We start from the raw sequence: 16418 nt of genomic DNA, 5'->3' as shown, positions 1-16418 counted from the left end.
CGGAGTAAGCGATGCGGACGAGTTTGCGATGGGGCCTCGTGGTGATGGCGGCGATGTTCGGTGGAAGCGATCTCGCCTCCGCGCAGACCGCCAAGATCAAGCTCGGTTACGCCAAATGTGCACACTGCCTGCCGATGTCGCTCATTGCAGGCATGGCGAAGGGTGTCGAGGTCGAGGCCACCGGCTTCAACTCGGGCAATGACGTTCTCACCGCTTTGGTGTCGAAGAGCATCGACGTCGCGCAGGTCACCTACCTCCACTACATCACCGCGCTCGACAAAGGCTTTGACGTCGTCGCCGTGTCCGGCCAGATCAATGGCGGCTCGGAATGCCTCTCCTCCGCGAAGCTGAACCTGCCGCCGGAGGACTGGGCCACGTTCAAGGCGACCGCTCTGAAGGCGAAGAGCGACGGCCAGCCGCTGAAGGTCGCAGCGTCCCGCGGCAATGCGCAGGACATCCACATGCGCGGCGCGTTCCTCAAGCAGGGCGTCGATCCCAACAAGGACATCCAGTTCATCAACATTCCCAATCCGTCGGACCACCTCGCAGCCTTGCAGCGCGGCGAGGTCGACTTGATCTGCTCGGTCGAGCCGTTCGCCTCGCAGATCAGGCTCGCCGGCGCCGGCAAGCACTTCGTGCTGCCCTACGACCAGGCCGCCGGCAATCTGACCAACCTCATCGTCACCCGATCCGACGTGATCGCCAGCCAGCGCGCCGGCGTCCAGGGCGTCGTCACCGCGGTGGTCGAGCTCGACAACAAGCTGATCGCCGACAAGGCGCTGTGGATCGACGTCATCAACAAGCTCACCGGCCTCGACAAGACGGTGGCGACCGAAGCGCTGAAGAATGCCTCGCCGGATCCCGCGATCCATCGCGCGCAGACGCTCGCGATCGCCGCGATGATGCGCGACCTCAAATACATTGCGAAGGACGTCTCCGCGGACGCGGAGAAGAACATGGACTATTCGTTCCTGGAGCAGGCCACGGGAAAAGCCAAGAATGACCTCGGTTATTGACGCCGCGCCGGCAAGGGGCGCGTTCCGGCTGACACGGGCGTTTCAGGGGCTCGAACGCGTCGTCGTCCCCGCGCTGCTGATCGCCGGTTGGGAGGCCTTCGCCCGTAGCGGCATGCTGCCGCCGGCGCTGCTGCCGGCGCCGAGCGCGGTGCTGCATGCGCTCGGTGACTGGGTGTTCGGCTTCGACGAGACCACGCAGACCTATTCGGGCCACTGGCTGCGCGATGCGCTCGCCAGCGCTCTTCGCGTGTTCGGCGGCTTTGCGCTGGCAAGCGCGCTCGGCATCCTCGCCGGCGTCGCGATCGGCTGGTCGCGCCTGTTCGAGAAGACGCTGGAGCCGACGCTCCAGATGCTGCGTCCGATCCCGCCGGTGTCATGGATCCCGCTCGCGATCATCTGGTTCGGCATTGCCGACAAGCCGGCGATCTTCCTGGTCTTCCTCGGCGCCTTCTTTCCCGTGCTGATGAACAGCATTCACGGCGTCAAGACCGTGGACCACAATCTCGTGCGTGCCGGGGCGATGATGGGCGCAAGCCAGCGGCAGATGCTGACCGACATCGTGCTGCCGGCGGCATTGCCCTCGATCTTCGCAGGCCTGCGCATCGCGGTCGGATCGGCCTGGATGCTGACGGTCACCGCCGAGATGGTCGCGGTCAAGAGCGGCCTCGGCTACGTGCTGTGGGATTCCTACTACTTCCTGCGCTACGACATCGTGTTAGCTGCGATGATTTCGATTGGGCTGCTCGGCTATCTCTCCGACCTCGGCCTCAAGGCGATCATGGCGCGCACGCTGCGCTGGCAGCAGACGACCACCGTGCAGGGCAGGGCAGGCTGATGGCGGCAATCGAGCTTCGCAACATCGTAAAAGTGTTCTCCGACAAGCGGCGGGGCCGCGATCTCCTGACGCTGGACAACATCAATCTCGACATCGAGGCCAATGACTTCGTCTGTCTGCTCGGCCCGTCCGGCTGCGGCAAGTCAACCCTGCTCAACATCATCGCCGGTTTCGAGCAGGCGACCTCCGGCCGCACGCTGGTTGGCGGCAAGCAGGTGGAGCGGCCCGGCTCGGACCGCGGCGTGGTGTTCCAGCAGCCGACCCTGATGCCGTGGCTGACGGCGATCGACAACATCGCCTTCCACCTCAAGCTCAAGGGCATCAGCAAGGCCGAGCGGCACCACCGCGCCATGGAGTTCATCGATCTCGTCGGCCTCAGCGGTTTCGAGCACCATCATCCTTCCGAAATGTCCGGCGGCATGAACCAGCGCGTCGGCATCGCCCGCGCCCTCCTGATGAACCCGGGCGTCATCCTGATGGACGAGCCGTTCGCGGCGCTGGACGCCCAGACCAAGCTCGAAATGCAGGAGGAGCTGGTCGCGATCTGGCAGAAGCGCCGCTGCACCATCGTGTTCGTCACCCACAGCGTCGACGAGGCGCTGGTGCTCGGCAACAAGATCGTGGTGATGACGAAGCGGCCGGGCCGGATCCGCGAGGCCGTCAATTTCGACCTGCCGCGCCCGCGGGACATCACCAGCCCCGAATTCAACGACGCCAAGCGCCACATCCTGGCTTTGATCCGCGAGGAGTCGACGCGCCTCGCGCAGGCGTCGTAGAGTATGGTCATGCGCAAGCGTCTCGGCATGATCACGCCGTCCTCCAACTCGGTGCTCGAGCCCGTCACCAGCGCCATGCTGCATGGCGTGGCTGGTATCACCGCGCATTTCTCGCGCTTCCGCGTCACCGAGATTGCGCTGGACGCCGCTGCGCTGAGCCAGTTCGACGCCTCGGTGATGCTGCCGGCGGCGGACCTGCTGGCGGATGCCAAGGTCGACGCCATCGCCTGGAACGGCACGTCCGCAAGCTGGCTCGGCATCGGCCGCGACCGGAGCCTTTGCGAGGCGATCACGGCACGCACAGGCGTGCCGGCCACCACGTCGACGCTCGCCTGCATCGATGCCGCCCGTGCGCTCGGCGCCAAACGGGTCGGCCTCGTCTCGCCCTACACCGACGACGTGCAGCGGCGGATCGGCGATGTCTGGGCCGAGGAGGGGATCGCCCCCCACACGGAGCGGCACCTCGGACTGCGCGACAATTTCTCCTTCGGCGAGGTCGCGCCTGCGACGATTGCCGGCATGATCCGCGCGGCCGCGGCTGAGGGTGCCGACGCCGTCGTCATCCTCTGCACCAATCTTGACGGCGCGGCGCTTGCGGCCTCGCTCGAGCGGCAACTGGATATTGCGGTGCTGGACTCGGTTGCGGTCACACTTTGGCGGACCCTGAGCCTCGCCGGGGGTGACACCAAGGCTCTTGCCGATTGGGGCCGGATATTCCAGACATCAGCGGTCATCAAGTGACGGAGACGCAAGTGACCCAGCTCGATCTCGCCATTCGCGGCGGCACCATCGTGACGGCCAGCGACGAATTTCGTGCGGATATCGGCATCCGCGACGGCCGCATCGTCAGCATTGCCGATCATCTCGAGGGCGCGGCGCGCGAGATCGACGCGACGGGCCTGCTGGCGCTGCCGGGCGGGATCGACAGCCACGTCCACATCTCGCAAGCTTCCGGCCCCGACGTCGTGATGGCCGACGATTTCGCCTCGGCGACACGCGCGGCGGCGGCCGGTGGCAACACCATGGTGCTGCCCTTTGCGCTTCAGGAGAAGGGCACCTCGCTGCGGACCTGCGTCGAGAACTACCGCAAGCTCGCCGAAGGCGAGTGCTACATCGACACCGCCTTCCATCTCATCATCTCCGATCCGACCGCGGTCGTGCTCGGTCAGGAACTGCCGGCCCTGGTCAAGGACGGCTACACCTCGTTCAAGGTGTTCATGACCTATGACGACCTCGTGCTCAGCGACAAGCAGCTGCTCGAGGTCTTCGACGTCGCGCGCCGCGAGGAGGCGCTGGTGATGGTCCATTGCGAGGGCTACGACGCCATCCGCTTCCTCACCACGAAGCTGGAGCGCGAAGGCCATCTCGCGCCTTATTATCACGGCGTCTCGCGGCCGCAGGCGGTCGAGCGCGAGGCGACGCATCGCGCCATCAGCCATGCCGAGGTGATCGGCGTTCCCATCATGATCGTGCACGTCTCCGGGCGCGAGGCGATGGAGCAGGTGCGCTGGGCGCAGCAGCGCGGGTTGCCGGTGCATGCGGAGACCTGTCCGCAATACATCACGCTGACGGCCGACGACATGAAGGGCCTGAACATGGACATTACGGGCGCGAAATACGTCTGCTCGCCGCCGCCGCGCGACGCCGAGAGCCAGCAGGCGATCTGGGAAGGCATCACATCAGGTGTGTTCCAGACCTTCTCGTCCGACCATTGCCCGTTCCGCTACGACGATCCCAGGGGCAAGCTGACGCCGAACGCACGCACCTCGTTCCGCTGGGTGCCCAACGGCATTCCCGGCGTCGAGACGCGGCTGCCGATCCTGTTCTCCGAGGGCGTGTCGAAGGGCAGGATCAGCCTGCAAAAGTTCGTCGAGCTGACCGCAACCAACCATGCGCGCATCTACGGCCTCTATCCGCGCAAGGGCTCGATCGGTGTCGGCTTCGATGCCGATATCGTGCTGTGGGACCCCAAATTGAAGAAGCCGATCCAGCAGGCCGATCTGCATCACGGCGCGGACTATACGCCGTGGGAGGGCTTCGACGTCACCGGCTGGCCCGTCACCACGGTTGCCCGCGGCCGCGTGGTGTACGAGCACGGCAAGATCGTCGGCGATAAGGGCGCGGGCGAAGTGCTGAGCCGCGGCAAGTCCAGCCTGGTGTGATCCTCACATCGTTTCGATGTGGGAGCACGTAGCCCGGATGGAGCGAAGCGCAATCCGGGGCAGCCGTTCGCATTCCGCTCCGCTCCATGCGCTCGCAAAGAAGCGGGGGCAGCTACGAGCACCATATTATCCCCGTCACCCTGAGGTGCTTGCCTTGCGGCGCGCCGCAAGGCAAGCCTCGAAGGGCAACGGCCCGGCTGCATCCCGGCCGCTCATCCTTCGAGGCTCCGCATGCGCTGCTTCGCAACGCATGCGGAGCGCCTCAGGATGACGGGAGCGATACTGCTGTTGTCGCAAGGGGCCTGAAGCGAATCGATCTTTGCCCTCAGTTCGTCGGCCCGTCGCCGCGGATGACGAATGTCGTGGCCTTCAGCTTGGTCATGCCGAACTTGTCGAACAGCTTGTCATAGGTGCCGTCGGCGCGGATCGCGGTGAGTGCATCGGCAACGGCCTGGGCCAGCAGCTTGTCGCGGAAGGCGAAGGTGATGTCGGTGCCGGCGATGTCGCGGACCCAGATCTTTGCGATGCCCTTCTGTTCCAGCGAGTTGGCGGTCTCGTTGATGTTGAGCGCGGCCTCGAGCTGGCCGGCGCGCAGCGCCGCCGAGGTGGCGGTGACGGTGGTAAAGGTGCGCAGCTCGACCGGCTTGAGGCCCTTGGCCTCCATCGCGGTGCTGAACTCGCGCGCCTTGCGCTCGGTGTAGGTCGCCGATTCCACGCCCACCACGCGGCCGGCGAGATCCTCGAATTTCTCCAGCTTCAGGCTTGAGGAGGGGTCGGTGTAGATGCTGATCGCCTGCTGCGCGTAGGGCACGAGGTAGAGCATCTTCGAGCGCTCTTCGGTCCAGAACAGGCCGGTGTTGATGGCGTCGAACCGCCCCGAGCGCAGCGCCGGGATCATCGGCGGGAAGTCCATGCGCAGGAACACCGCCTCGACGCAGATGCGCTTGGCGATCTCGCGGGCGAGCTCGACATTGAGGCCCTGCAACTCGCCCTTGTCGTCGACGAATTGCTGCGGCGGCAGCGTCGGGTTGATCGACATCTGCCATTTCGGCGCTTCGATCAGGCTCGATGCCGGCACCTTCGGCGTACAGGTCTGGGCGCCGGCTGCCTGGGACAGGCCGATCAGCAGGGCGAGGGCGGAGAAGGTCTTGGGAAATCGCATCTGAATACTCCGATCAAATCGTGGGTGGCAGAGGAGCCGTTCTCCGGTCCGACGTCTTTTTCATTGTCTCGTCAAATGGCCGCCGTCGCGTCGCGATCGGCCTGCCTGGTCAGGATCAGCGAGGTGTGGCGGGCCGCCGTCACCACCTCGTCGCGCTGGTTGAGAAGGTCGAGCGTCTCGATGACGATGCCGCGCGCGGGATTTTTGGTCGGCCGTTTCTCGACGAAACGGAAGCGGACGCGCAAGGTATCGCCGGCGACGATGGGACCTTTGAATTTGACTTCGTCCCAGCCGAGCGAGGCGACCGATGTCTCCTCGTACAGCTTCAGCTCCGACTTCAGTCCTTCCATCAGCGACAGGCCGAACAGCCCGTGGCCGATCACCGCGGGAAAGCCGCGCGACTTCGCATAGCCGGCATCGAGGTGGAGTGGATGATGGTCGCGCGTGACGTCGGCGAAGACTGCGATATCGGCCTCCGTCACAGTGTGCGCGGCGGTCTCGAACTCCGCGCCGAGCGCGATGTCCTCGTAACGGAGATTGATCGGGGCGCTGATCTCCATGCCGAATCCCTCAGGCGACCTTGCGCGGCCGCGCCGGCAGGGCCTTGAAGCTCTGCGCGATGCCCATCGGCCCGGAGCGGAAGATGCGTGGATCCATGTCCTTCAGTTGCGGGCTGACGCGCGGCCGAAAGCCCATATGGGCGAGGATGTCCTCCTCCAGGCGCACGCCCGGCGCGATCTCGGTCAAGGTCACGCTGCCGTTCTCCAGCTCGAACACGGCACGCTCGGTGACATAGCTGACGTGCTGGCCACGCTGTGCGGCGAGCGAGGCACTGAAGCTGATCTGGCCAACCTGCGGCACGAATTTGCGGAAGGCGCCGTCGCGCCGGATCGCGAGGCGCCCGTTCTCGACGCCGATGTCGAACTTGCCACCGGTCATGGTGCCGCTGAAGATCAATCGCTTGGCGTTCTGCGTGATGTCGATGAAGCCGCCGGAGCCGTCACGGCGCTCGCCGAAGCGGGTGACGTTGACGTTGCCCATCTCGTCCACCTCGGCGAAGGAGAGGAAGGCGCAGGAGAGGCCACCGCCGTCGTAGAAGTCGAATTGATAGGCTTGGTCGAGGATGACGCGCGGATTGATGGCCGTGCCGAATTCGCGCGCATGGCCCGGCACACCGCCGACCACGCCGGACTCCACCGTCAGCGTGATCAGGTCCGAAATGCCTTCCTCGGCAGCGACATTGGGGATCATCGCGGAGATGCCGACGCCGAGATTGACGACGTCGCGCGGGCGAAGCTCGAAGGCGGCGCGGCGGGCGATCACCCGCCGCTCCGTCAGCGGATCGGGTGTGATCATCGCCACCGGCACACGCGTTTCGCCGCAGCGCGCCGGATCGTAGGCCGTGCCGTAGGTCTGCATCTGATCGGGCTCGAGCACGACGTGGTCGATCAGGAAGCCCGGAATCTTTACCATCTGCGGATGGATCGAGCCGCGCTTCACGATCCGCTTGACCTGGCAGATCACGGTGCCGCCGGCATTGTGCACGGCCTGCGCGATCGACAGGTCCTCGCGCGTCGTGCCCTCGTGCTCCATGCTGATATAGCCGTCTTCGTCGGCGGAGGTGCCGCGGATGATGGCGACATCGGGTGGAGCGGGGACGCGGTACAGCAGCCAGGACTGGCCGTGCAGCTCGAGCAGGTCCACCAGCGGCGCAGTGGTGCGCTTGTTCATGCGGCCGCCGTCCTGGCGCGGATCCATGTAGGTGTTGAGACCGACATGGGTGAGCACGCCGGGATGTTTTGCCGCCATGGCGCGGCAGAGCTGGCTCATCACGCCTTGCGGAAAATTATAGGCGTCGATCAGCTCGTCGCGGACGAGGCGCATGAACGGCACTTGCAAGCCGAAATTGCCGCCGATCACGCGCGCGATCAGGCCTTCATGGGCGAGATGGCAGAGGCCCTTCTCGGTCACGGCGCCGACGCCGGTGATGTTGATCAGCGTCAGATTGTGCGGGCCCTGGCCACTGATGAAGCGCTGCTCCAGCGCGTCGAGGATGGCTTCGGCAGCGCCAGTGCCGCCATTGCCGCCGACGATCAGCGTGTCGGCATCGCGGATGAGGCCTGCGGCCTCTGCCGCGGTGATGATGCTCAGCATGACTGCACGCCCCGCATCACGCGGCCTCCTTCTCGACCTGGCGGGCGATGATCAGCCGCTGGATCTGGTTGGTGCCCTCGTAGATCTGGGCGAGGCGCACGTCGCGGAACAGCCGCTCGATGCGATACTCGCGCGAATAGCCGTTGCCGCCGTGGATCTGGAGCGCGTTGGAGACGTGCTTCATCGCCATGTCGGTCGTGAACAGTTTTGCCTGCGCCGCCTCCTTGGCGATCGGCTCGCTGGCATCGTGCAGGCGCGCGGCGTGATGGATTAGAAGCCGCGCGGCGGCGATGTCGGTCGACATGTCCGCGAGCATGAACTGAACCGCCTGGAAGCCGATGATGGCCTGGCCGAACTGCTTGCGGTCGCGGGCATAGGCGGTGGCGTCCTCGAAGGCGGCCTGCGCCATGCCGAGCGCCATCGAGGCCATCATCAGCCGGCTGAAGTTGAAATTGCTCATGGCCATCTTGAAGGCCTGGTTCTCCGTCCCCATCACGCTGTCCGCCGGCAGCTGCACGTCGGAGAAGGTGATCTGGCAGTCCTCGAGGCCGTGCATGCCGAGAAGCTCTTCGTTCTTGCCGCGGGCGATGCCGGGCAGGGCGCCGTCGACCAGCAGGCAGGAGATGGCGCGATGGCCCGCATCCGCGCCGGTGCGCGCGAACACCATGATGCGATCGGCGACGCCGCCGAGCGTGACCCAGGCCTTAGTGCCGTTGAGCCGCCAGCCGTTGCCGTCGCGCACCGCATTGGTGCGGATGCCGGCGACGTCGGAGCCGTGGTCGGGCTCCGAGACGGCGGTCGCGGGAACAATGTCGCCGCTGAGAATTTTGGGGATCAGCGCCTTGTGCGCTTCGGTGCCGTGATGGTCGAAGAACAGCACCGCCTCGACAGGGATCGCGAAGGCATTGGCGACAGCGCCGGAGCATCGCGCCAGCTCCTCCATCGCGATGCAGGCCGCGACCGCATCGAGCCCTGCGCCTCCAGCGCCCTCGCGCAGGCAGATGCCGAACAGGCCGAGATCGGCCATGCCCTTGTAGAGCGTGCGGTCGAAACGGTCCTCGCGGTCGATCGTGGCCGCGCGCGGGAGGATCTCTGCTTCCGCGAAGCGGCGCGCGGTCTCGCGCAGGGCTTTCTGGTCTTGGGAGTAGAAGCGGTCCATGGCGTGCGGCTCCCGTCAGTCGCTGGCGAGCTTGGAATCGTGCGAGACCTCGCTGCGGTCGCGATCGAGGAAATAGACCGCGACGTCGTCGCCGGGCACGCCATAGGCGCTGCATACGCTGCGGGTCAGCGCGATGGCGGCGGCGCGGCGCTCGGCCTCGCTGCGGCGAAACGCGTGCACCTTGAGCAGGATGCGCTGTCCGGCGTCCCCAGCTCCCATCGTGCCGGCATGGGCGTAGTCGTCGGGCGCAATGGTCAGGAAATAGAGCGTGACTGTATCCGCGGTCACGCCGAACGCCGACATCAGGCCGTCGGTCACGAACCTCGCCAGCGCAGCCTTGCGCTGGATTGGGGCTTGCGGGGCTAGCACTTCGACATAGGGCATCGATCAGACCTTCGCGGGCTTGGACGCAGACGATTTGGCCGCAGACGATTTGGACGGGGATTTGGGCTTCGTGGACCTGGCCGAGACCGGGGCGTCGAGCTGGCGGCAGGAGTCGCGCTTGATCAGCCGGGCGCCGACGCGATATTCGCGAACGCCGTCGTTGCCGTTGCCCTTCGCCTCCATGCGATGCAGCAAGCGGTCGACGGCGAGATTGGCGAGATCGCGCGCGCCGTTGTCGACGATGCTGATGGCGGGCCGATGCCATTCGAACCACGGCATGTCCTCGTAGCAGAGCAGCGAGAGATCGTCGGGGATCGCGATGTTCCGCTCGGCCGTCACGCGCAGCACGCCGAGCGTTGCCTCGTGGTTGGCGACGAAGATCGCGCTCGGCGGGCGCGGGAGGTCCAGCAGCTCGCGGCAGCCCGTCGCACCTGTCTCGGGAACGAAATGGCCGGCATGAATCAATGTGTCGTCCCTGGTAATGCCGGCTTCGCGCAGCGCGCGGACATAGCCGGACAGCCGCTCGCGGCCGGACGTCGTGTCCTGGCGGCCGACGATCAACCCGATGCGCTTGTGGCCGAGCTCGATCAGGTGGCGCGTGCCGAGATAGGCGCCCTGCGGATCGTCGGCGAGCACGGTCTCGAGATCGGTTGCGTCATCGCGCCGCACCAGGCAGACGATCGGAACATCCTTCGCCAGCGCCTTGAGCTGCGGGCCGTTCTTGCCGGTGGGGACGACGATCAGCCCGTCGATGCGATGGTCGACCAGCGTCGTGAGGGTGTCGCTCTCCTGCTGCGGATCGTCGCCGCCGATGCACAGAAGCATCTGATAACTCAGCGCCTTCAGGCGCGCCTGCACCACTTCGGCCATCACCTGGAACGAGGCGTTGGTGAGGTTGTGAACCAGAAGCGCGACGAGCCGCGATTGTCCGGTCTTCAGTCCGCGCGCGATGGGGTTCGGCCGATAGCCGAGCTCGCGCGCGATACGCGTCAGGCGCTGCTGCGTGCGCTCGCTGGTCAAGCCGGTTCCAGTCAGTGCGCGCGAGGCGGTACTGACCGAAACGCGGGCCGCCTGTGCCACATCTTTGAGCGTGACGGTCATCAAACCTGCCGATAGACTGCAATCGATTGCAAGAACGCTATGGGCTATTTCCACATGGATCAAGCCCAAAAAATGGATGGTGTTGCTCAATGCAGAGCCAGTTGCGCAATCGATTGCAAAAATACTGCGGATATTCCGCAGTGTTTCGTTGCCCCCTAAATCAACTTGATCACCCGGCAGCTCCCTGATGAAGACGTTTCGCGGCACCTACACCGTCATGATCACCCCGTTCACGCAAGGAGGCGACGTCGATGTCGCGGCGTTGCGCGCCTTTGTCGACTGGCAGATCGCGGAAGGCATTCACGGGCTGATCCCGCTCGGCTCGACCGGCGAATTCCTGTCCCTCGACGATGACGAGAAGGCGCTGGTGGCGGAGGTTGTCATCGGCCAGGCCGCCGGGCGCGTGCCCGTGCTGATCGGCACCGGTGCGGAGGATACGCGCGAGGTGGTTCGTCTCAGCCGCCGTGCCGAAAAGCTGGGCGCCGACGGCGTCATGATCATTCCGCCATTCTATTCGACGCCGACCGACGACGAGCTTGTCCATCACTACAAGACGGTGGCCGACGCGATCGCGCTGCCGATCATGGTCTACAACAACCCGGCGACCGCCAATGTCGATCTCAAGCCGCCGCTGGTGGCGCGCCTCGCCGAGATCGACAACTGTCTCTATATCAAGGAGTCGACGCTGGAGGTGACGCGGGTGCGCGACATCATCCGGCTCTGCGGCGACAGGATGACCGTGTTCGGCGGCATCCTCGGCTTCGAATCCTTCGTCGAGGGCGCGCAGGGCTGGGTCGCGGTCGCCTCCAATGTCGTGCCGTCCGAGATGGCGCGCATCTTCAGCCTCGTCGCAGACGAGGGCGCCATCAAGGAGGCGCGCGAGCTCTATCTGAAATATCTGCCGGTGATCGAATTCGTTGGCGGCCAGGCCTATGTCGCCGGCAGCAAGGCGCTGCTCGGCCATATGGGCCTTGCGGTCGGCGACCCGCGCCCGCCGCGCCTGCCATTGCCGGCCGCGCAGGACGCAGTTGCGCGTGCATTGGTCAAGACGTTCGATCTCGCGTGGCGCGGCGCGTCCATTGCGGCTGCTTAAACGGGTGTGACCGGATGAACCTGCTCGACGGCGTCAAGATCCTCAGCTTCAACCATTATCTCGCAGGCCCGCTGGCCGCGCAGACGCTCGCCGATCTCGGCGCCGACGTCATTGCGGTCGAGCCGATCGAAGGCGCGTTTCAGCGCAACTGGGCGGTGGCCAATCATTTCGTCGCGGGCGACAGCGTCAATCATCTGGCGACCGGGCGCAACAAGCGCAGTATCGCGGTCGATCTCAAGCATCCCGACGGCATCGCGGCCGTGAAGAAGCTGGTGGCGACCTCCGATGTCGTGATGGAGAATTTCCGGCCGGGGACCATGGCCAAGCTCGGCCTCGGCTACGAGACGCTGAAAGCGATCAATCCAGGCCTCATCTATGCGGTGGCAACCGGCTTCGGATCGGAAGGGCCCTACAAGGATCGTCCCGGCCAGGATCTGCTGCTTCAGGCCTTGTCGGGCCTTGCGATGCGAACCGGGCGCGCCGATGGCGAGCCGACCGCTGTTGGCGCGGTGATCGTCGATCAGCATGCGGCCTCGCTCTATGCCATGAGCATTCTCGCCGCGCTGTTTGCCCGGACCAGGACGGGGAAGGGGCAGCTCGTCGAGGTCAACCTCTATCAGGCCGCCCTCGATCTCCAGGTCGAGCCGCTGACCGCCTGGCTCAATGGCGCGCCGTCGCCGACGCCGCGCGGTCCGGCTGGAATCGCCGCCTGGTTCAGCCCCGGGCCTTACGGCATTCACGCGACGGCCGATGGCCATCTCGCGATCTCCATGGCGGCGCCCAAGGCGCTCGCGGCGGGGCTCGACTGCGAAGAGTTGAAGCGGTTCGGCGAGGCCGACAGTTTTTCGATGCGCGAGGAGATCACGCGGATCGTCGCGGCGCGCCTGAAACAGAAGTCGACGGCCGATTGGTTGCCTTCGCTTGAAGCGGCGCGGATCTGGCACGCGCCGGTACAGGACTATCGCGACCTCGAGGCCGATCCCCAGCTTAGGCATCTCGGCGTGTTCAAGAGCGCCGAGAGTGCAGGGGGCGCGCAAATCCGGATGGTCGCGCATCCCGCGCGCTATGACGGCCGGACACCGGAGGTGCGGCTGGTTCCGCAGCGGTTGGGTGCACAGACGCGCGAAGTGCTCGCCGAGATTGGCTACGGCGCTGCCGACATTGACGCGATGATCGCCGGCAAGGCGGTGGGAGTGGCGCGATGATCGATTTTTCAGTCCCCGAGGAGACGCGCCTCCTGGTCGATACCGTCCGCCGCTTCGTGGAGACGGAGGTGCAGCCGCTCGAGGACGAGGTGGAGCGGACGGCAACGGTGCCGGCCGATGTGCTGGCGGTCACCAAGGCCAAAGCACAGAAGCTCGGCCTGTATGCGATGAACATGCCGGCTGATGTCGGTGGCGGCGGGCTGTCCTGCGTCGAGCATTGTCTCGTCGAGGAAGAGTTCGGCAAGACCTCCGATGCATTGATCCGCCGTGTGTTCGGCCAGGTTTATCCGATGCTGATGGCCTGCAAGAGCGATCAGGTCGAGCGCTATCTGCTGCCGACGGTGAAGGGCGACAAGATCTGCGCCATGGCGATCACCGAGCCGGGCGCCGGCTCCGACGCGGCGTCGATCAGCACCACCGCTCATCTCGATGGCGACCAGTGGGTGCTCAACGGGACCAAGCATTTCATCAGCGACGGCGACATCGCCGATTACGTGATCCTGATGGCGCTGACCGACAAGGAGAAGCGCGCCCGGGGCGGCATCACGCTGTTTCTGGTCGATCGCGGCACGCCTGGCTTCAAGGTCGCGCGCACGCAGCCGATGATGGGCCACCGCGGCTATGGCCATGCCGAGCTGACCTTCGAGGACTGCCGGATTCCGAAAGCGGCCGTGCTCGGCGAGGTCGGCGGCGGCTTCAAGCTGATCATGCAGAGCGTACTCCAGATCCGGCTGGCTCATATTGGCGCCCGGGCGGTGGGCATGGCGCAGCGTGCGCTGGAGATGATGCGCAAGCATGCCGGCGAGCGGCGTCAGTTCGGCCAGCTCATCGGTGACTTCCAGATGGTGCAGAAACTGATCGCCGATTCCGCCACCGAGATCTTCGGCGTCAAGATGATGGTGATGAACGCCGCCTGGGACATCGATCAGGGCCGGGATGCGCGCGACAAGGTCTCGATGATCAAGGTCGCGGCGTCCGAGATGCAGGGCCGCGTCGTCGACCGCGCCATCCAGGTGTTCGGCGGCATGGGCTTCAGCAAGGACCTGCCGCTGGAGCGCATGTATCGCGACGCGCGCGTCACCCGCATCTATGACGGCACCTCCGAGATCCACCGCATGCTGGTCGCGCGCAGCACCATCAAGAACGGCTTGCAGCTCTAGGGAAACGACCGATGTCTCACGCACCTCTCAGGCCAGGCGCCGTCTTCGCCTTCCGCAAGACCATGACGGTGGCGGAGCAGGCGATGTTCACCGGCATCAGCGGCAATCTCGGCGGTCTCTATGTGGATGCCGTTCGCGCCAAAAAGGCCGGCGCCTCCAACATGGTCGCCTTCGAGCTCGCGGTCGGCGGCCTTGCCACGACCTGCCTCAGCCAGCTCGGCGGACCGACGCGGCGGATCGGCAGCATCGCGCTGAATTTCGCTGCGCCCGTGATCGTCGGCGAGTCCGTCGAGGCCAAGGCCGAGATCGTCTCGGTTGCCGGTGATGACGCGGTCTGCCGCGTCACCTGCACGCTGTCGCCCTCGGGGGTGACCGTGGTGGACGGTACCGCGACGCTGGTTCCGTTCGCGAAGGGCTGAGCCATGTACGAGCCGAAATCCTTCGACGATCTGAAGGTGAACGACAGGGTCAGCCTCAGCAAGACCATCACCGAGGCGGACGGTGCGCTCTATATTGCCGCGACCGGCGATTTCGGCCCCGTCCATGTCGACGAGGTCTATGCGGGCGCAACGCGCTTCGGCCGCAGGCTGGCGCCGGGGATCATGGTCGCGGGGCTCTGCACCAGCATTCTCACCAGCGAACTGGTCGGCACGATCGGCGTCTCTGTCGAGGACCGGTTCTGGTTCACCGGCCCGGTGTTCTACGGCGACACGCTCACCTTCGACGTCTGGATCGCCGAGCAGCACGACGAGACCCGCACCATCATCTGGGAAGCAAGCGCCCGTAACGAGGGGGGCCTCGAGGTGCTGAAGGCGCGCGCGAGCCTGAAATTCCCGCGGCGGAAACCGTCATGAGCAAGCCGATGAAGAAACCTGACTTGCGCGGCGTCACGGTCGCGACCGTGCTGCCCTTCAAGGACGACAGCTCGATCGACTGGGACGGTTACGCCCGCGTGCTGGACTATTGTGCCTGTCCGGACGGCATCGCGGCCGTGTTCGTCAACGGACATGCCGGCGAGGGCGGGTCGCTCTCGGATGACGAGCGACAGGCGGTGATCGAGCGGACGCGCAAGCAAATCGGCGGCAAGCCGCTGCTTTCAGGCATCATCGCGCATTCCACCGCGGAGGCGATCCATCAGGCGCAGCTCGCGGAAGCTGCCGGCGCCGATTGCGCCGTGTTGTTCCCGCCGGCACCGCTTGGTGGCGGTGCATCGGCGACCTCGCGTGCACCGGTGGCCTTCGTGCAGTCGGTCAGTTCCGCCATCGGCATTCCAGTGTCGATCTTCCAATATCCACTGGCGTCCGGATTTGGCTACTCGCCGGAGACGCTGGCGAAGATCGCAGCGCTCGACGGTGTCATCGCCATCAAGGAAGGCAGCGACACCATCTTCGCCTATGACGAGAACCGCCGGGCGGTGAAGCAGGCCGATCCCACCGTCGCGATCCTGCCGTCGAATTTCAACTGGTTCCTGCCGCAGCTTGCCATCGGCGGCGACGGCATTCTCTCGGGTCTCGTCAGTCTCGCGCCGGATCTGTTCGTCGCGCTCTGGCAAGCGTCGCTTGCCGACGATCTCACGGCGATGCGCGCGGTCAACGAGCGGCTCTATCCGATCGTGCGGGCGATCTACGGGTCGGCGCCGATCATGGACATGCACACGCGCATGAAAGTCGGGCTCAAGGCGCTCGGCCTGATCCAAAATGCGGATCCACGACCGCCGTTGCTGCCGATCCTTCCCGCGCTGTGCGACGTCATCGCAACGACCGTCGGCGCGGCGCGCGCGGCCGGCAACATCCGCCTGGCGTGACGGAGGCACGGATGTCCGACGAGGCCTTCATCCACATCGTGCGGGTCGACATCGATCCCGAGCACGAGGCCGCGTTCAACGCCTGGTACGAGCAGAGGCATTTTCCTGATCTGCTCGCCTGTCCCGGCTGGCTCTCGGCAAAGCGTTTCGTCTCGGTCGGCGACGGGCCGAAATACGCGGCTATTTACGAAGTCGCGGGACGGTGGGCGTTCGAGACGCCGGAGTTTTTGAAGGTGAAGGGGTTCGGTCCGTTCGAATCCCTGGTGAAGAACTTCATGCGAATCCAGCTCAAGCCGATGTCGGGACCGGCTTGAGGGAACGAAGACGATGCTGCCTGTCGTGTCGTGAGATCCGGCCGGCCGCATCCAAGAAACATTGAGGGGGAAACCCGGACGAGGGACTGCATC

The 16418-nt window shown here is 65.5% G+C and carries 19 protein-coding genes; 13 read left to right on the top strand and 6 right to left on the bottom strand.

The features are described 5' to 3' along the window. Positions 1–11 precede the first annotated feature (11 nt). From A3M7_RS0140405 to hydA, 5 genes are read left to right on the top strand one after another with little or no spacing between them, the layout of a single operon-like run. A complete protein-coding gene (locus A3M7_RS0140405) occupies positions 12–1016 on the top strand; it encodes an ABC transporter substrate-binding protein (protein WP_027548994.1) in 1005 nt (334 codons plus the stop codon). Further along, entirely contained in the window at positions 1000–1851 is an 852-nt protein-coding gene (locus A3M7_RS0140400; protein ID WP_049823997.1) for an ABC transporter permease, read from the top strand. Before A3M7_RS0140405 ends, A3M7_RS0140400 begins: the two co-directional genes overlap by 17 nt. Next, on the top strand, positions 1851–2627 hold the full coding sequence (locus A3M7_RS0140395) for an ABC transporter ATP-binding protein (protein ID WP_027548992.1): 777 nt from the start codon (positions 1851–1853) through the stop codon (positions 2625–2627). Before A3M7_RS0140400 ends, A3M7_RS0140395 begins: the two co-directional genes overlap by 1 nt. A 3-nt stretch (positions 2628–2630) precedes the next feature. Next, complete coding sequence (locus A3M7_RS0140390; RefSeq protein WP_027548991.1) at positions 2631–3368, top strand: aspartate/glutamate racemase family protein; 738 nt, start codon at positions 2631–2633, stop codon at positions 3366–3368. Between the two features lie 11 nt (positions 3369–3379). After that, positions 3380–4789, top strand: coding sequence for a dihydropyrimidinase (gene hydA / locus A3M7_RS0140385; protein ID WP_027548990.1), 1410 nt, complete (start codon positions 3380–3382; stop codon positions 4787–4789). 325 nt (positions 4790–5114) lie between these two features. Here hydA and A3M7_RS0140380 read toward each other — a convergent pair whose 3' ends face one another. The 6 genes from A3M7_RS0140380 to A3M7_RS0140355 all read right to left on the bottom strand — a co-directional run bounded on the left by A3M7_RS0140380 (position 5115) and on the right by A3M7_RS0140355 (position 10749). Beyond that, entirely contained in the window at positions 5115–5951 is an 837-nt protein-coding gene (locus tag A3M7_RS0140380; RefSeq protein ID WP_027548989.1) for an ABC transporter substrate-binding protein, read from the bottom strand. A 71-nt stretch (positions 5952–6022) separates the two neighbouring features. Then, positions 6023–6511, bottom strand: a complete 489-nt coding sequence (locus tag A3M7_RS0140375) for a MaoC family dehydratase (RefSeq protein ID WP_027548988.1) — start codon at positions 6509–6511, stop codon at positions 6023–6025. Between the two features lie 10 nt (positions 6512–6521). Then, positions 6522–8105: an acyl CoA:acetate/3-ketoacid CoA transferase gene (locus A3M7_RS0140370; RefSeq protein WP_027548987.1), complete on the bottom strand. Its 1584-nt coding sequence runs from the start codon at positions 8103–8105 to the stop codon at positions 6522–6524. A gap of 16 nt (positions 8106–8121) precedes the next feature. Then, a complete protein-coding gene (locus A3M7_RS0140365; RefSeq protein WP_027548986.1) occupies positions 8122–9264 on the bottom strand; it encodes an acyl-CoA dehydrogenase family protein in 1143 nt (380 codons plus the stop codon). A 15-nt stretch (positions 9265–9279) separates the two neighbouring features. Beyond that, positions 9280–9648: a hypothetical protein gene (locus tag A3M7_RS0140360; RefSeq protein ID WP_027548985.1), complete on the bottom strand. Its 369-nt coding sequence runs from the start codon at positions 9646–9648 to the stop codon at positions 9280–9282. Between the two features lie 3 nt (positions 9649–9651). Further along, positions 9652–10749, bottom strand: coding sequence for a LacI family DNA-binding transcriptional regulator (locus tag A3M7_RS0140355; RefSeq protein ID WP_027548984.1), 1098 nt, complete (start codon positions 10747–10749; stop codon positions 9652–9654). Here A3M7_RS0140355 and A3M7_RS50145 point away from each other — a divergent pair. Genes A3M7_RS50145 through A3M7_RS0140320 form a run of 8 tightly spaced genes read left to right on the top strand, consistent with a single transcriptional unit; the run spans position 10652 to position 16325 of the window. Next, positions 10652–10918, top strand: coding sequence for a hypothetical protein (locus A3M7_RS50145; RefSeq protein ID WP_198033911.1), 267 nt, complete (start codon positions 10652–10654; stop codon positions 10916–10918). The two genes, A3M7_RS0140355 and A3M7_RS50145, sit on opposite strands and share 98 nt — an antisense overlap. A gap of 15 nt (positions 10919–10933) precedes the next feature. Beyond that, positions 10934–11842 (top strand): 4-hydroxy-tetrahydrodipicolinate synthase, encoded by a 909-nt coding sequence (gene dapA / locus A3M7_RS0140350; RefSeq protein WP_027548983.1) that lies wholly within the window; start codon positions 10934–10936, stop codon positions 11840–11842. Between the two features lie 14 nt (positions 11843–11856). After that, positions 11857–13047 (top strand): CaiB/BaiF CoA-transferase family protein, encoded by a 1191-nt coding sequence (locus A3M7_RS0140345; RefSeq protein WP_027548982.1) that lies wholly within the window; start codon positions 11857–11859, stop codon positions 13045–13047. Then, positions 13044–14207, top strand: coding sequence for an acyl-CoA dehydrogenase family protein (locus A3M7_RS0140340; protein ID WP_049823996.1), 1164 nt, complete (start codon positions 13044–13046; stop codon positions 14205–14207). The genes A3M7_RS0140345 and A3M7_RS0140340 overlap by 4 nt, the downstream gene beginning before the upstream one ends. Before the next feature lie 11 nt (positions 14208–14218). After that, complete coding sequence (locus tag A3M7_RS0140335) at positions 14219–14626, top strand: MaoC/PaaZ C-terminal domain-containing protein (protein WP_027548980.1); 408 nt, start codon at positions 14219–14221, stop codon at positions 14624–14626. A gap of 3 nt (positions 14627–14629) precedes the next feature. Then, the gene (locus A3M7_RS0140330; protein ID WP_011086090.1) at positions 14630–15061 is read left to right on the top strand and encodes a MaoC/PaaZ C-terminal domain-containing protein; all 432 of its coding nucleotides are present in this window, start codon (positions 14630–14632) and stop codon (positions 15059–15061) included. After that, entirely contained in the window at positions 15058–16011 is a 954-nt protein-coding gene (locus A3M7_RS0140325) for a dihydrodipicolinate synthase family protein (protein ID WP_027548979.1), read from the top strand. The genes A3M7_RS0140330 and A3M7_RS0140325 overlap by 4 nt, the downstream gene beginning before the upstream one ends. A gap of 11 nt (positions 16012–16022) precedes the next feature. Then, entirely contained in the window at positions 16023–16325 is a 303-nt protein-coding gene (locus A3M7_RS0140320; protein ID WP_027548978.1) for a DUF4286 family protein, read from the top strand. Positions 16326–16418: the final 93 nt, after the last annotated feature.

Source organism: Bradyrhizobium sp. WSM2254 (genome assembly GCF_000472645.1).
Taxonomy (GTDB): Bacteria; Pseudomonadota; Alphaproteobacteria; order Rhizobiales; family Xanthobacteraceae; genus Bradyrhizobium; species Bradyrhizobium niftali.
This window is presented reverse-complemented; position numbering and strand designations above follow the sequence as displayed.

What these genes read in the sequence shown, in the direction of transcription:
- A3M7_RS0140320 (WP_027548978.1), top strand. Translation starts at nt 16,023, where the DNA reads ATGTCCGACGAGGCCTTCATCCACATCGTGCGGGTCGACATCGATCCC.
- A3M7_RS0140345 (WP_027548982.1), top strand. Translation starts at nt 11,857, where the DNA reads ATGAACCTGCTCGACGGCGTCAAGATCCTCAGCTTCAACCATTATCTC.
- A3M7_RS0140340 (WP_049823996.1), top strand. Translation starts at nt 13,044, where the DNA reads ATGATCGATTTTTCAGTCCCCGAGGAGACGCGCCTCCTGGTCGATACC.
- A3M7_RS0140355 (WP_027548984.1), bottom strand. Translation starts at nt 10,749, where the DNA reads ATGACCGTCACGCTCAAAGATGTGGCACAGGCGGCCCGCGTTTCGGTC.
- A3M7_RS0140395 (WP_027548992.1), top strand. Translation starts at nt 1,851, where the DNA reads ATGGCGGCAATCGAGCTTCGCAACATCGTAAAAGTGTTCTCCGACAAG.
- A3M7_RS0140400 (WP_049823997.1), top strand. Translation starts at nt 1,000, where the DNA reads ATGACCTCGGTTATTGACGCCGCGCCGGCAAGGGGCGCGTTCCGGCTG.
- A3M7_RS0140330 (WP_011086090.1), top strand. Translation starts at nt 14,630, where the DNA reads ATGTACGAGCCGAAATCCTTCGACGATCTGAAGGTGAACGACAGGGTC.
- A3M7_RS0140375 (WP_027548988.1), bottom strand. Translation starts at nt 6,511, where the DNA reads ATGGAGATCAGCGCCCCGATCAATCTCCGTTACGAGGACATCGCGCTC.
- A3M7_RS0140380 (WP_027548989.1), bottom strand. Translation starts at nt 5,951, where the DNA reads ATGCGATTTCCCAAGACCTTCTCCGCCCTCGCCCTGCTGATCGGCCTG.
- A3M7_RS0140365 (WP_027548986.1), bottom strand. Translation starts at nt 9,264, where the DNA reads ATGGACCGCTTCTACTCCCAAGACCAGAAAGCCCTGCGCGAGACCGCG.
- A3M7_RS0140325 (WP_027548979.1), top strand. Translation starts at nt 15,058, where the DNA reads ATGAGCAAGCCGATGAAGAAACCTGACTTGCGCGGCGTCACGGTCGCG.
- A3M7_RS0140405 (WP_027548994.1), top strand. Translation starts at nt 12, where the DNA reads ATGCGGACGAGTTTGCGATGGGGCCTCGTGGTGATGGCGGCGATGTTC.
- A3M7_RS0140360 (WP_027548985.1), bottom strand. Translation starts at nt 9,648, where the DNA reads ATGCCCTATGTCGAAGTGCTAGCCCCGCAAGCCCCAATCCAGCGCAAG.
- A3M7_RS0140370 (WP_027548987.1), bottom strand. Translation starts at nt 8,105, where the DNA reads ATGCTGAGCATCATCACCGCGGCAGAGGCCGCAGGCCTCATCCGCGAT.
- A3M7_RS0140390 (WP_027548991.1), top strand. Translation starts at nt 2,631, where the DNA reads ATGGTCATGCGCAAGCGTCTCGGCATGATCACGCCGTCCTCCAACTCG.
- A3M7_RS0140335 (WP_027548980.1), top strand. Translation starts at nt 14,219, where the DNA reads ATGTCTCACGCACCTCTCAGGCCAGGCGCCGTCTTCGCCTTCCGCAAG.